This is a genomic window from Leptolyngbya sp. 7M (genome assembly GCF_018128485.1).
Window position 1 is genome coordinate 2,096,988 of sequence record NZ_CP070897.1, and the last position, 13,736, is coordinate 2,110,723.

General features: G+C 45.6%; 13 protein-coding genes. 10 read left to right on the forward strand and 3 right to left on the reverse strand.

The features are described from left to right. Positions 1–34 precede the first annotated feature (34 nt). Complete coding sequence (locus JVX88_RS09965) at positions 35–682, forward strand: alanine dehydrogenase (protein ID WP_211627173.1); 648 nt, start codon at positions 35–37, stop codon at positions 680–682. Here JVX88_RS09965 and JVX88_RS09970 read toward each other — a convergent pair. After that, the gene (locus tag JVX88_RS09970; RefSeq protein WP_211627174.1) at positions 627–1,316 is read right to left on the reverse strand and encodes an iron-containing redox enzyme family protein; all 690 of its coding nucleotides are present in this window, start codon (positions 1,314–1,316) and stop codon (positions 627–629) included. The genes JVX88_RS09965 and JVX88_RS09970 overlap by 56 nt on opposite strands. A gap of 250 nt (positions 1,317–1,566) precedes the next feature. Here JVX88_RS09970 and JVX88_RS09975 point away from each other — a divergent pair, with 250 nt between their 5' ends. The 9 genes from JVX88_RS09975 to JVX88_RS10020 all read left to right on the forward strand — a co-directional run bounded on the left by JVX88_RS09975 (position 1,567) and on the right by JVX88_RS10020 (position 10,259). After that, entirely contained in the window at positions 1,567–1,956 is a 390-nt protein-coding gene (locus JVX88_RS09975) for a hypothetical protein (protein WP_211627175.1), read from the forward strand. 802 nt (positions 1,957–2,758) lie between these two features. Then, positions 2,759–2,905 carry a lasso RiPP family leader peptide-containing protein gene (locus JVX88_RS43970; protein WP_158673147.1) on the forward strand — a complete coding sequence of 49 codons (147 nt, stop codon included), beginning with the start codon at positions 2,759–2,761 and terminating at the stop codon, positions 2,903–2,905. Between the two features lie 61 nt (positions 2,906–2,966). Beyond that, a complete protein-coding gene (locus JVX88_RS09985; RefSeq protein WP_211627176.1) occupies positions 2,967–4,130 on the forward strand; it encodes an aKG-HExxH-type peptide beta-hydroxylase in 1,164 nt (387 codons plus the stop codon). A 113-nt stretch (positions 4,131–4,243) separates the two neighbouring features. Continuing rightward, complete coding sequence (locus tag JVX88_RS09990; RefSeq protein ID WP_225931375.1) at positions 4,244–6,616, forward strand: ATP-binding cassette domain-containing protein; 2,373 nt, start codon at positions 4,244–4,246, stop codon at positions 6,614–6,616. Between the two features lie 92 nt (positions 6,617–6,708). Continuing rightward, positions 6,709–7,341, forward strand: coding sequence for a class I SAM-dependent methyltransferase (locus tag JVX88_RS10000; RefSeq protein WP_211627177.1), 633 nt, complete (start codon positions 6,709–6,711; stop codon positions 7,339–7,341). Next, a complete protein-coding gene (locus JVX88_RS10005; protein ID WP_036005940.1) occupies positions 7,341–7,529 on the forward strand; it encodes a CPXCG motif-containing cysteine-rich protein in 189 nt (62 codons plus the stop codon). Before JVX88_RS10000 ends, JVX88_RS10005 begins: the two co-directional genes overlap by 1 nt. An 8-nt stretch (positions 7,530–7,537) precedes the next feature. Further along, positions 7,538–7,696 carry a hypothetical protein gene (locus tag JVX88_RS10010; protein ID WP_211627178.1) on the forward strand — a complete coding sequence of 53 codons (159 nt, stop codon included), beginning with the start codon at positions 7,538–7,540 and terminating at the stop codon, positions 7,694–7,696. 213 nt (positions 7,697–7,909) lie between these two features. Continuing rightward, on the forward strand, positions 7,910–8,782 hold the full coding sequence (locus JVX88_RS10015; RefSeq protein ID WP_211627179.1) for a response regulator: 873 nt from the start codon (positions 7,910–7,912) through the stop codon (positions 8,780–8,782). A 349-nt stretch (positions 8,783–9,131) separates the two neighbouring features. Next, positions 9,132–10,259, forward strand: coding sequence for a PP2C family protein-serine/threonine phosphatase (locus JVX88_RS10020; RefSeq protein ID WP_211627180.1), 1,128 nt, complete (start codon positions 9,132–9,134; stop codon positions 10,257–10,259). Positions 10,260–10,397: 138 nt separating this feature from the next. Here JVX88_RS10020 and JVX88_RS10025 read toward each other — a convergent pair whose 3' ends face one another. Continuing rightward, entirely contained in the window at positions 10,398–10,739 is a 342-nt protein-coding gene (locus tag JVX88_RS10025) for an STAS domain-containing protein (RefSeq protein ID WP_211627181.1), read from the reverse strand. A gap of 290 nt (positions 10,740–11,029) precedes the next feature. Continuing rightward, positions 11,030–13,624, reverse strand: coding sequence for a SpoIID/LytB domain-containing protein (locus tag JVX88_RS10030; protein ID WP_211627182.1), 2,595 nt, complete (start codon positions 13,622–13,624; stop codon positions 11,030–11,032). Positions 13,625–13,736: the final 112 nt, after the last annotated feature.

Consider the following 13,736-nt stretch of genomic DNA (forward strand, 5'->3'; position numbering starts at 1 on the left):
ACATAAATTTTCACTCTATATTTGGAGCATCAAAATGAAGATCGGACTGCCGAAAGAGATCAAGGACAATGAATATCGGGTCGGTTTAACACCGGCGGGCGTTCACGCGCTGGTTGGTGCGGGACATCAGGTTTTTGTACAGAAAACAGCGGGCGAAGGCTCCGGGTTTTCTGACGATCAGTACAAAGGAGCAGGTGCAACATTGGTTGAAACGGCGGACGACGCTTGGGGCGAAGGCGATATGGTCGTAAAGGTAAAGGAGCCGATCGCACCGGAATATCCGCGAATGCGCGAGAATCAATTGCTATTTACCTACCTGCACCTCGCACCCGAATTTGAACTTACTAAGCAAATGATGGAACGTAATGTGACAGGCGTCGCTTACGAAACTATCACAGACATGCACGGTAAGCTCCCACTGTTGACGCCGATGTCTGAGGTTGCAGGCCGAATGTCCGTTCAAGTTGGTGCCACGTATCTTGAAAAAATGAATGGCGGCCGAGGTATCTTGCTCTCGTCGATAGTGAGACAATCCTGTTCGTTGTGCCGCTGCCGACTTCCAGCGACTGTGCGGCCGGATCTAATTGACCAGAGCCGACCGCTTTCTCTACTATCTAGTGAAGAGATTAAAATAAAGCCGGGATTGTTTTCTGGTTTGTTTGAGCAACAAATTGAGTGCTAGGGATTTCACTCCAAGAATCCAACATCTTCTGATATAAAGTCGCCATTTCCCAAGCAGTTTGAGTGTAGATTTGCCCTTCATCTGAATCTTTTTCACACTGGGGGATCAGGTCCAGTCCCAGGGCAAGATGTTGCTGGTCAATTTCTTTATGAACCTGCCAGTAGTGTCCGACTGATAATCCTAGAGATTTCAGTTTCGGATTAACTGCTGAGAAGAAATCATAAGATACCCCTTCTGAGATAAGGTTCATAGCAATAACTTGGTGAGCATAAGATTCTCGCAGAACTGAGCGGAAACAATAAGCACTCACCAAACTTGTTTCTAGAGTTGGAAGCGTATGGGTCGGACTTTCGTTAGGAGCTAGAAAATTATGTTTACGCATCCAGGCTAGCAACTGATCGCAGTGATCCACTTCCTCCATTGCATGTTTAGCAAAGCAGCCTTGAAACCGAGGATCTTTGCACATGGCGTAGCGCATGGATAAAGCTGAGGTGAAATCGCGAGATTGATAGTAGAGCTGATGAATCCATCCCTTAACTTCTTCAGGCTTCTTGATCCTTTCCAATTCTCTAAAGAAGCGCCCTGAACGAATTCCTGCACGATATTCTTCAGCTAGGTTCAACAGCCATTCCATAAACAGACTCCTAGTATCTTGCTTTTACTGCTATCAAGTCCGTCATCCGTTAGTTAGAAAGGTACCAAACCAGTCATTTATGGTAGGGTGGGTTAAAAATACCACTCAAATAATATTTATAGCATCGATCTGGTGTTTGGGACAGCAACCCGCTCGAATGGTTAAGGGGTAGGATGAAGAGATAGCTCCCAGTAATGTTTGGAGTCAAAAACATCTGCTCAACCGTTCATCCTTCATTGCCTAATTCGTCATGTACGGTGCCAGTAACTGTTATCTGACAGAAGCGCCACTGCTTCAGGAAGCTATCTTAGTGGTAGACCGCCACCGCCGAATCGTTGGCTGGAATTATGAATTCGTTCAACTGTGGGGATTGGCTACCACTGTTTTCACTACTCTAGATGACCAGCAGGTACTGAAAACCGTAGCTGACCAATTTCTAGACTCGGTAACCTTCCGGTCCGAGATAGAAGGCATCTATGCTCAAGCCGAACTGGAATTTCATGATCTGGTTTTGCTTAGAGAAGAGCGTTACTTCCATCGCCACACCTATCCGCTGCGCTTGGGCAAGCTCATTGTTGGCAGAGTGTGGAAGTTTTACTATACAAACGGTATGGAGTATCATGCTAGGATGGTAATATAAGTGACAGACCGCAAGCTGGAAACCGTTGGACTCTAGTTTCGGCTTCAGCCCACCCTATTGCATATTGCCGCTTCGATAGAAGGGAATCAGTCCTTGAATACACTTGCTGCAACAACCTCTACAAATGCATTGCCTCGAGGTTTGCAGCCAACAGTTCTGTGAGCGCTCATAAAGACAATTAGATCGAAGTGCTTGTACCGGATCAATCTGGCTGGCTCTCAAGGCAGGTAAGAAACTTGCCCCGCCTCCCACAAGTAATGAAGACCCCAAGGCTAAAGTTGAAGCCTGGATTGGAAATTGGTAAGGCAAGTTGAAGCGATTGGTGAGCACGAGCGTTAATCCATGCACCGTTCCAGTGCTGGGCACAGCAGCGGTTAACGCAGCGTTGAAGCCAGTCTTCGGATGGTTTATCACGCGCGCACCCACTAGGGAAATCTTCTCCAACAGCAGCTTACCAAGCATGGCTTTGCAGTCTAGGTCGATGGGCTTACATTGCAAGTCTTCGACAAATTGACGACCATAATCCGGCATTTATAGTTTTGCTTGCCTTGTCGGGTCATGCCGTTTTTCGTAATGTCATCTGAGCCACAGCTAGGGGAAAGCAGGCAAGGTTTAATCGCTGACAATCTAAAGGCAAAACTCAACTATTGACTATTTTTCTCTATCCCTTACTAAAGGAAAATACCACTAAATTTAAGTCATCGTGGATTTCAAAGTCACTTTACGAATCAAGATATTTGCGCTATTATCCTATTTAGTTGGTATATTAATACCAGTCAAGTCAAACATAAAGAGGTAAACTATGGAAATTACGACTGAAAAGACGCAACGTAGCTGGGTTCCTCCCGTTATTGAGGAACTTGGTTCTGTCCAGGATCTAACCCGCCGCGGCTCTGCTTCAGGAAGCGATCGTACCCAAAACGGCTGTAGAAGCGGCACAATTTGTTAACGGATCTGATGCTGCTCAATGAGCAGCATCAATTTTTCTATTAAACAAGTCGAGATAATTCATGAAAACTGTACCTGAGATAAATAACCAATCTGAAGTTAAAGTGTCGGATTTGCTAACACCCATTCACGATAGTAGAATATACGAGGTATTAGAGCATAGATGGAAAACTTTAGTGGAACAGCAGCTTTTTGTAGCTGTCTCTATGCTGAAATGGAATTGTTTTGATCATGAAGAACTGTTTAGTGCAGTAGATTCATACTGGCACCTTTCTACTGAAGTTCGTCTCAATCTTGCCAGAGAGCCTCTGTTCTCATACGCAGTGAATAGGCTGCTACACTTTGCAAGCAACAAAGAATTGTTAGGCGATTCTAGATCTTGGTGCTACATCGAATCAATTATAGAGATTTTCAATGTAGAGATAGAATTCTTTTTTTGCTATCAAAATACTTCTTCAGTGCAAAGTACACTTGAGTATGATTTAGCACAACAGAAGAAGATCAAGATTCAAAAGGAAAAACAAAGATCAAAATTGGAATCTTTAGCACTTGATCTTCCTCATGCATCATTTCGTTTTGGTGAAGGTGATTATTATCGAGAAATTGGTGAACACTTTTTAGAAAAATATAGTAATAAGAACTCTGCTTTAAGTACACGATCAGCATTTTCAGATTTACATTGCCCCAATTTAAATAATCGTTTATACCAAAGTTTAAACTTGATTTTGATGCATCTTCCTGATTGGTACTTTGATCTTCAGTTTTTCACAAAAGTCATAGTCCCAATTGAAACTCCTTATGCTACAGGGTTTAGTGTTGATATATGCAGAGGATTGATATTTATCACAGTGGAAAATAATATTTTGGATACAGTTGACCACCTTATTCATGAGACCGCTCATAATAAACTTGACATGATAAACGATTTTTACTCAATTCTAGAACCAACACAGGGCAGTACTTTCATTTCACCTTGGCGTGAAGATTTACGCCCGATGGAAGGAATTTTACATGGAGCTTATGTTTTTACATGTGTCAGTCATGCTTTTGTTGATTTGCAAAATTCCATTAATGACTCTAATGGCTTTTTAAAAAATCGTATTAATTCCTATTATCACCAGGTTTCAGAAGCTCTTGCAACAATAGATCGGTATGCAAAGCTAACGAATGTTGGCAAAGAGTTTGTTGATGCATTGCATAAATGGCATAAAGCAATTCCTGTTTGATCTACAGCTTCTGCAAGATAAAGTCTGGCTCAATCATTGCAACTACTCATTCATAAATTTGTTGGTAATAGTAATTTAGTTTGAAAGTGCAAAGAAGGTAGATAAAGATAATTATGTCATACTCCTCACCCAAGTTTCTGCAAGCTTTCATTCACAGCATCAAATTGCTTATAGAAGCTGCACCCTTTGAATTCGGAAGCGTGACACTGCTGAATTTGGTCTTAGGTGCTGGTCCTGCAATTACTTTATTTTTAAGTAAAATTGTAATTGATGAAGTCACTGAATTTTTAGGTCAAAACAACACTGAAGGTTTCCTGACTATCATTTCCTACCAATCTAATCTTTTCTGGGCAGTTATAGGCTTGATCGTACTAAATTTCATCCTTGATTCTATTGAAACTGTAACTGGATTCGCACTCTCTTCATTACGCGATCGAGTTCAAGGTTCAGTTCAAGGTCGTATTCTTCATAAAATCGCCACATTTGATGATATCGCCTTGTTTGAAAGCCCTGAACTTCTTAACATTGTACAACTTGCTGAGCAGGGAGTAAGCCAGATGCAACGACTTGCTTCTGTCACTGGAAATCTTTTAACTGGTGTATTTACATTCATTCCAGTGTTCTTAATTTCTGCTTCTATTGGCTGGTGGATTCCGCTTGTATTGTTTCTTCTGACAGTTCCATCAATTTATACTCAGCTTCATTATGAAGAGCGAAGCTGGAGTGTTGAAAGTGCTCAAGCTGGTGTTGTTCGTGAAATGAACTTATACACAAAAGTTTTAAGTGAGGAATCCTACGCCAAAGAACTGCGACTATTTAAGCTACAATCCCTCTTGCTTGAGCGATGGAAAGCTTTATTTTGGAGTGCCTTTATTCAAATGCGACAAGTCCGAAAGCAAGGATTAGTAGTTATTCTAGCTTGTTCTATGCTAAGTGGCTTAGGGATAGCAATCCCCTATTTCTTTGTTCTTAAGGGAGTGTTAGATCGCACTTATACTCTAGGTGATCTAGCTCTTTACACTGGACTTATTTTTGAAATACGCCGTAGTCTTTTTATTCTGATTGGTAATACTGCTGACATTTATGATGTGGCTCTAAGTACTGCCCCAATATTTGCGTTATTAAACCTTCAGTCAAAGCTTCAATCAGGATCACGTCCCAACTTTGCAAACTTTGCGATTTATCAGAAAAATGAAATTTCAACAAGTTTGCATGCTGGCAGTTCAGTAATATCGGTTCAAAATGTTTCGTTTGCTTATCCTGGAAGTGAGAAAAAAGCTCTGAGTAATATCACCTTCAATATTCAGGCAGGGGAAACAGTTGCGCTAGTAGGAGAGAATGGTGCTGGTAAGACAACGCTAGCCAAATTATTATGTCGCCTGTATGATCCGGTAACAGGTTCTATTTGTTGGAATGGAAATGATTTGCAATCATTAGACCTCGACTATTGGCGAGAGTGCATTGCCGTTGTCATGCAAGATTTTGCTCGTTTCCCTGTTACTTTGCGTGAAAATATTGGTTTTGGATTATTGTCAAAGCTTGATGACGATAATGCTATTATTGATGCTGCTGTGCAAGCAGGACTTGCGTTAGTAGTCAACCGATTACCACAGGGTTTGGATACCCCCTTAGGAAAGCAATTAGAAGGGGGAGTTGATTTATCTGGTGGACAATGGCAACGAGTTGCTCTTGCTCGTGCCTTTATGCGGCTATCTCAAGCCAAGCTCCTAATCTTTGATGAACCTACGGCTGCCCTCGATCCAAAAATTGAGTATGAAGTTTATCAAATGCTTCAAGATATGGCGAAGCAGAAAACGACGGTAATTATTAGCCACCGTTTAGCACTTACCAAATTTGCAAATCGCCTACTGGTTTTAGAGAATGGAAGCATTCTTGAATCTGGAACTCATAAAGAGCTGATGGATCTTAAGGGAAGATACTATGAGATGTTTTCAAGACAGGTTGGTAAAATTCCCAACCCAGCCTGGCAATTTGTCTACGGCATCATGGCAACCTATGGTTTGAGGAATCACGAGGTATTTTTCTGTGACTACAGCGGGCTGGTGTCGGGTCAATCCGAGGCGGTGATTGAAGTGCTAGAGACTAGCAAAACTGGCAGCCACGCTGTTTGGCCGTTTTATCCAGAATGGGTTGAGCAATTCAATTTACGGCAGGTAACTCTACCCGCACTCAATACTGACCTGAGCCAAACCACGCTGCGGCGGATTGGGCAACAGGTTAACTGTCAGTTTCGCCGCTATCAAATTCCGTTCTCGCCCTACGATTTACGCCATGCTTGGGCAGTCCGAACGATCCATTTCGACCTTCCCGATGCGGTGGCTGCTCGCATGATGGGGCACTCGGTGGCGATTCATAACCGGACTTACCATCGCTGGATTACCCTGCGCGACCAGCAGCAAGCAGTAAAAACAGCCCTCAGCCGCAGCAATTTGCAAGCACCTCAACCGGAGGACAATTTGTCATAAAAGCAGGAAATAACTTGCCCCTCCTGAACAGAAAGCTGGGAAAAGCCTTAAAGTTGGTTATAAATACATAGAATCACTAGGATTTGTCAATTGTGGCAACAATTCTTAGAGAGTGGAGCTATCGCTACCCCTGGTTTTATGATGGGGTGATTCGATTGGCAGCCCTTACGGTAGGAGGAGAAATCAAATTTCGTCAGTTAGCTCTAGACGGATTAGAAATTACCCCCGATCTGCACCTCCTAGATTTGCGTTGCGGCGATGGTCAGGCCACGCGGTTTTTAGTAACACGCTCTGCCCATGTCATTGGGTTTGATGCCTCACCGATTGCAATTGAACGCGCCAACCAAAATGTGCCTGAAGCCAAGTATGTCAGAGGCTGGGCAGAAGCTATGCCATTTGAAGATCAGCAATTTGATCTGGTCCACGTCAGCCTTGGTCTACACGAAATGCGTCCAGTTCAGCTATGGCGAATCCTACAGGAAGTGCATCGGGTGCTGAAACCAGGAGGCGTTTTCACACTGATTGATTTTTATATTCCGGTGAATTGGTTATATAGCTTAGGATTAAATCTATTTTTGCTATTGTTTGAGACCGAGACAGCCTGGCAATTCATCAAAACCGATTTGTTAGATCTATCAGCAAGAGTGGGTTTTCAGGAAGCAGAACGCACCCTGTATGCTGGAGGAAGTTTGCAGGTTGTTCATGCTCGCAAAGGAACACAATAATGCAAAATACAGCCGAATATTATTGTGCCTATTGTGGTGAACCCAATTTAACGTTCATTGATTTCAGTGCGGGTGGTGATCAATCCTACGTCGAAGACTGCCAAATTTGTTGCCGTCCCAACATTCTCTACATCCACATTGACGAAGAGAGCTTAGACATTGAAATTAGCAGCGAGTATGAAGGATAGAAATCACAATGACTTTTTTAACCCTTGCTAGCATTCTGCTGTTTTTTGTACTGATTGTTAACAAGCTGCTTTTAGAGCCGCTTGAGTTTTTAGCTTCGTTTCATTTGCCTTCCTGGTTGATGCTTACCCTCAGCCTGAGCTTATTAGCTTGGCTGATTGGGGAATAATTAATCTGCACTAGCAATCCAAACGAAAATTGTCACGAATCATCTGTACTGGATGCTGATCGTTTTGCTCAATTAAACTGGGAAGAAAGCACATTGTTACTCCATAGCATTACAGGAACAAAGGCTGTTGGAGTAGGTTTAGTGGAGGTGGGCTGGTCTAAAAACTGCTAGTTGCAACAGAATACTATTAATTGATTGCGCATCGTAGCCACTATGGGAATTGAACCAGAATTACCATCCCATCCGCAGCCGCTTGCATCAGCGACTCAGTTGCCGATGCTCAATATCCTAGTGGTAGAAGATAATTTGACAAATCAGAAAGTAATTATGCGGCAATTGCAATTTTGTGGCTATCACCCCGATGCTGTTGCCACAGGTCAGGCAGCCCTAGATGCCATCGTCCAACGCTGCTACGACATTGTGTTTATGGATTGTTGTCTGCCTGAAATGAATGGTTATACCGCCACACGTCTGATTCGTCAGCGCGAACAGCAGCTCAACCGAAACAGAAGCATTATTATTGCTCTCACAGCCAGTGATGATCCTCGCATCAAAGAAGAGGCGATTGCAGCCGGAATGAATGATTTCTTGACTAAGCCCCTGCGCCGAGAGGTTCTAGCTGCGACTCTAAACCGCTGGAACCAATATCTGCGTCAAACCAGTTCTTCTGCCCAATCGCTGATGGCGGTCAACGAGGAGCAGCCGATGTTCCCCGACTATCGATCTGCGCTATGGGAGCTTCACTTCGACCTAATTCAACTTCATCAACTCTCCGATCACAATCCAGAATTTGAGCAAGAACTGTTGCAACTCTATCATGCAGATACCCAGGACCAGCTTCAGCAGCTCCAGCAGGCCCACAGTAAGCTGAACTTTCAGCATATTGAGCGAATTGCTCACCACATCAAAGGAGCTAGCGCCAGCGTTGGGGCCAAAATGTTAACCGAAATTGCTGAGCAATTGGAGCACCACGCTAAACAGCAGCAGTTAGATCAGGTCGATCACTCGATGCAGCAATTAAATCAAGCTTTCAATCAACTTCAAGCTCTTTTTAGTAGCTCCGATCAAAGCATTTTTAATAATTAAAATTAGGTCACCCATCTATTTGCTGAAAAGAGCTAGATTAAACCAGAATCTACCCCTAACCGCCAAAGATTCTACCGATCTAAGGTTCTTCTGCTATTGGGTCCAAACACTGCGCTGCTCAGGCAGTTTTGATTATGCCGGTGCTATCAACGAAATTCAAAAAACAAAAAAACCGACTAATGCTATTTTTAATAAATCAGGATGCCCGATTATGAATTGCCGTCTTGCTTGCTCTTAATCCTAGGGTAAGTAGTCAGTTTGAGTGGCAGATTTGTTTGAATGAACTGTTTGAAAGGGCTGATTGAAAGAATTGTTTGGCAAAACTGTTTAGCACCGCTCGATTTTTAAGATGTCTAGAATTCTTGTAATTGATGATGACCCAACTGTCTTAAAGATCATTCAGCGAGCGCTACAACATCAGGGGCATGAGGTGCTGGTAGCATCCAACGGTAGAGAAGGATTAGAGATGGCCTGCCAAAATCAGCCTGCCCTAATCATTTGCGACTGGATGATGCCCTATCTTGATGGGCTAGAAGTTTGCCGTCAGGTGAAAGCCAATCCCCACCTGTCCACTACCTTTTTTCTGCTTTTAACATCTCGAATTGGTCTGGATGACCGGATTGAAGGACTCAATACTGGCGCAGATGACTTTTTATCAAAACCGATTGAGATTGCTGAACTGCAAGCCCGAGTGCGGGCTGGCTTACGGCTACATCAGGTCAGCCAGGATTTGCAAACGCAGAAGGAAATTTTAGAAGCTGAATTGGCCGAGGCGGCTGCCTATGTCCGAGCACTTTTGCCTCCTCCCATGAGCGGTGAAGTCACGGTCGAGGCTCGCTTTATCCCCTCGCGGCAGTTAGGTGGCGACTGTTTTGACTATTTTTGGCTCGATCCCGACTACCTGGTTATGTATCTGCTGGATGTCTCAGGCCACGGTTTAGCCGCAGCTCTGCCTTCAATTCTGGTGCTGAATCTACTGCGCTCCCAATCGTTGCCCAACGTTAACTTTTATCAACCTCAAGATGTCTTGAAGGGGCTGAATGACACGTTTCAGATGAGCACCCAGAACGAAAAGTACTTCACCATCTGGTACGGGGTCTACAACCGAGTCAAGCGCCAGCTCACCTATGCCAGTGCGGGCCATCCACCCGCTGTGTTGATCACTCCAGAGCAACCTAGTCAACAGGTACAGCATTTGCGAACCCCATCGTTACCCATTGGCATGCTTCCAGACGTTGCCTTCACCTGCGAGCGCTGCACCATACCTGTGCATGGAACGCTTTATGTATTTAGTGACGGTGTCTATGAACTTAATCCAATAGGGCATCACAATTGGAGTTTAGATGACTTCATTCGGTTACTGACCCAGCTCGACCCTGATCTCGGTCCCGATGCCATTTTGCAGCAGGTGCAAGAAAACAATGCCGTTGGCACGTTTAATGACGATGTGTCGCTGCTTAAAATTCAGTTTGCCTAAGTACCTCGGCATAATTAAAAACCAGATTCAAAACCCTGTGCCGCCCGCGGCGCGGGCGGCACAGGGTTTTGGGTTTTATGTTTAATTATGCTCACCTACTTAGTAATTTTTGGCGCAATTTTTGGCGCAGTTCGTGCGCTAATTCAGGTTGGCGCTGCTCGTTACCTGACCATTGACTTTATAGAAATCGTTTTGATCTCGGAAGATCTCAAATATCCGATCCATGCTAGTTAGCTCGAACAGAATTCTCACTTGATCGTTCACTGAGCATACGCATAGCTTTCCTCCTTCCGACCGCACCGTTTTCAAAGCCGTCACCAAAGCGCCTAAGCCTGAGCTATCCATAAACGTCACGTCTTTGAGATCCACCAAGATGATCTTTGCTCCTTGTTCAATGCCTTGGTCAACCCGGTCGCGTAGTTCTTGGGTCTTAGTGCTATCTAGGATTCCGCTGAGTTGAATAACTTCGGTTGCCAACATAATGAATTTGAGTAAGTGAGCAGGTTATGTGCTGTATGAGAAAAGACGTGTAAGCGTCATGTGAGTAAGTGGTAAGCACCTAATTCAGGATAGAACGGCTGAGAAATCAGACCATGAGGGATAGAACGGTGAACAGATCGATTATAGGCAGCTGATTGTAAACTTCCCGTGAACTTAGGTTTAGAGTTTCCTCAGAAGCTGCCCCGAGTTGAACAACTTATTTGAACAACTCATCCTTAGTATTCCCAGACTAGAAATCGGGATGCTGAAAAAACTTAAAATTAAGCCCACTAGAAAAAGCCGCTGATTTCGTGCTCACCGCGGATTGGGGACGTTGCACCAATCGCAACCGGGATAATCAAACGGCTTAGCATGCGTCCGTCTTCTAGTTGATCCAGCATAAATTCTCCCCCCATGCGTCGGATCAAGGCTTGGCAAATGGCAAGATGCAGTCCGGGGGGTTCGTCAAGCAGCGATGGAACCAACAGGTCTCCACCTCGCCCAATGTTCATCTGCTCCAATAATTGGGGTTCAATCAAACCATTGTCAGTAATGGACATCTCTAGCCAGTGGTCATCCAGTTGCCGACACCAGACATCGAGCCGCCCGCCAATAGGAGAACGCAAGCAGGCCGCCATCAGGATTTCATGCACAATACACTCAATTTTGGCAATATTGCCGCCGATGCTGAGATTGGCTTCGTTATGCACCTGTGACCAGAGCTGCCGCTGTTTGATCAGGTGATCGAGCCGCTCTAGAGACCGCTTCATTAGGCTAGCGAGGGGAATGGTTTCATAGTCATCCTCAAATTGCCATTGTTCCTGTTTCAGCAGCGGGGTAGCAGCCGTCAATGTATTGCCTAGATGACGTAAAACTTGCTGGTAGCGCAGGCTCGATAGGGCATCTTTTTGGTGGCTTAATTCATAAAGCGTTTCGCGCCAGTTTGTGAACGGCGACATATTTTCAGCGACGGTCGGCATGGTCGTCGGAACTATTTCAAGATACCAAACTGCTCCGGTCGGATCGGTCTGATACCGCACCTCTTCACCACCTACTATCGCGGCTTCACGCATTGAATACAGTGAGGAACCAAACTGCCGAAATAGAAAAACATCAGGCCGGATGGTCAACGGACGATCCGTACGGCCGACGCGAAGAACAAGCTTTCCGTCAACCGAAGGGCGTGCCGAACCGGTCTGAAGCGTTGGCATCCACTTTTTGTTCTCAAGTATCTGGCGGATAAGACGTATCATCTCTGCGCGGGTAAAAGCGCGATTTGGCTGGAGCGTGAGGTTTGGCCGCAGCGTGAAAAGACCATCGCGCATCAGCATCGCTAGTTCTGCTCGATGGTTGGCCGGGATTTCGGAAGCGTCATCGAACGAAAGATGATAATTGATGTCTGAATTCGAGAGCAGTATATCAGACGTGCCCGGAGTGTAGGCGAGAGACGCGAGCACGCGGGCGAGTTCGAGCGGCTTTGCCGTATCCTTTGTTACGTTCGGAAATGGCTTTCCGAACCGAGCGGCAAGATTGTTCATCCAATTAGATATCTCACCAACGGTCGGATGTTCGTCGAGCCAATCATGGCTTATCTCATTGGTCGTCAGCGAATAGCCGTTGACCGCGAGGAGCGACATTATGCGGACCAGGTCGAGGCCGCTGTCGTCGCGAAGCCGGGCAGGTTTTCTAACAGTTTTGATAGTAAATGGTTCGAAATGACGTTTGCCTTCGAGCGAGCATTCAACGCCGCGCAGGTACGGCTCGGCGTGATCAAAAACGTTCTCGGAATTCTCGGTCCGTCCGCCGCAAGTAGATGTAAAATAAGCCATTATCGGCTTGCCGTTGTGCATCGCAACCATTCCGGCGGTCTCGCGGACTGCTTGCGTTCCCATTTTAGTTTCGATCGAAACGCCTTTGTAAACCTGCGACCAAACAGTCGGCACCATATCAAAGCCTTTTGTTCCGTATCCGCCGATGTTCGCGATCGCATATGTACGGGCGGCGACCGCCTGTGCCTTTTGGGCTTCGAGGCTTGGGAGCGAAAGTTCTGCCGGAACCACGCCGAGCAAATAGTCTTCGACCGGAACGACATTTACCACCGTAAGGGAACCGTTCGCATTAACAAAAACTTCGATCTTGCCGCGATATTCTTTTCCATTTAGCCGAACCGGAACCGCGCGTTCGTTGAGCGAACCAAAGGAAACGGCCTTTAGCGAGCCGTAACGCGAGGCCTCGGTCGCACCGTTTACCAAGACCTCACGAAGGTTTGTTGCGACAACGTCCGGGCCGACCGGCTGGCTTGAGGTTGTCGGCCGCACGATGCTCCGGACCTCCGATCTTCCGGCGGTTCGGATCTGCCGCGAAAGTGCGACCGCATCGTCCGAATGCACGGTTCTTTTTTCGAGCAGGATAACGACGTCCGGAAACCCTTTTTCATTCAACATCGCCTTGAACGCGTCCGCCTCTTCACGCGATGTTTTCGGCTCACCGATCCATATCCGCCAGGTGTTCTTTGCCGGATCGACGCTGACCAAAGCGGTCTCGCCGGTTTCCTGCCTGACCTGTTCGGCGATCTCATTTGCTTCAGTAGCAGTCGCGATGCCCTGTATCTCACAGATGAAATGATCCACAACGTCCGGCCGATACGCACGGGCCGTGACCGTTACGCGATTTGTTCCCAAGTAGCGCGAAGCCTCTTCAGGCGCAAAAGCGACAAGCTGCGAATCGGGCGTGGTGATCGTAACCGAACCCGAATTCGTCGAAAGCCCAATGCGGATCAATGGCTCCTTATCGAGCCGAAAATAGCCAAAACCGTTCCCGGCGAAAGAACTTGTTGCGAAAAAGATGAGAATAAATGCAGTGGCGATGAAGACCCGGTAAGACATGCCAATAGATTATACAATGCCAATCAACGCCTTATTGAATCGACTTAATTGCTCTTCTTTAAATTATATTATTTAAGGCCCAATCCCCGCGAGTTAAATCTTCACGCAACCA

Bases quoted from the DNA above. Each gene is read 5' to 3' on its own strand.
- JVX88_RS09965 (WP_211627173.1), top strand. From the start codon at position 35: ATGAAGATCGGACTGCCGAAAGAGATCAAGGACAATGAATATCGGGTC.
- JVX88_RS09970 (WP_211627174.1), bottom strand. From the start codon at position 1,316: ATGGAATGGCTGTTGAACCTAGCTGAAGAATATCGTGCAGGAATTCGT.
- JVX88_RS09975 (WP_211627175.1), top strand. From the start codon at position 1,567: ATGTACGGTGCCAGTAACTGTTATCTGACAGAAGCGCCACTGCTTCAG.
- JVX88_RS43970 (WP_158673147.1), top strand. From the start codon at position 2,759: ATGGAAATTACGACTGAAAAGACGCAACGTAGCTGGGTTCCTCCCGTT.
- JVX88_RS09985 (WP_211627176.1), top strand. From the start codon at position 2,967: ATGAAAACTGTACCTGAGATAAATAACCAATCTGAAGTTAAAGTGTCG.
- JVX88_RS09990 (WP_225931375.1), top strand. From the start codon at position 4,244: ATGTCATACTCCTCACCCAAGTTTCTGCAAGCTTTCATTCACAGCATC.
- JVX88_RS10005 (WP_036005940.1), top strand. From the start codon at position 7,341: ATGCAAAATACAGCCGAATATTATTGTGCCTATTGTGGTGAACCCAAT.
- JVX88_RS10010 (WP_211627178.1), top strand. From the start codon at position 7,538: ATGACTTTTTTAACCCTTGCTAGCATTCTGCTGTTTTTTGTACTGATT.
- JVX88_RS10015 (WP_211627179.1), top strand. From the start codon at position 7,910: ATGGGAATTGAACCAGAATTACCATCCCATCCGCAGCCGCTTGCATCA.
- JVX88_RS10020 (WP_211627180.1), top strand. From the start codon at position 9,132: ATGTCTAGAATTCTTGTAATTGATGATGACCCAACTGTCTTAAAGATC.
- JVX88_RS10025 (WP_211627181.1), bottom strand. From the start codon at position 10,739: ATGTTGGCAACCGAAGTTATTCAACTCAGCGGAATCCTAGATAGCACT.
- JVX88_RS10030 (WP_211627182.1), bottom strand. From the start codon at position 13,624: ATGTCTTACCGGGTCTTCATCGCCACTGCATTTATTCTCATCTTTTTC.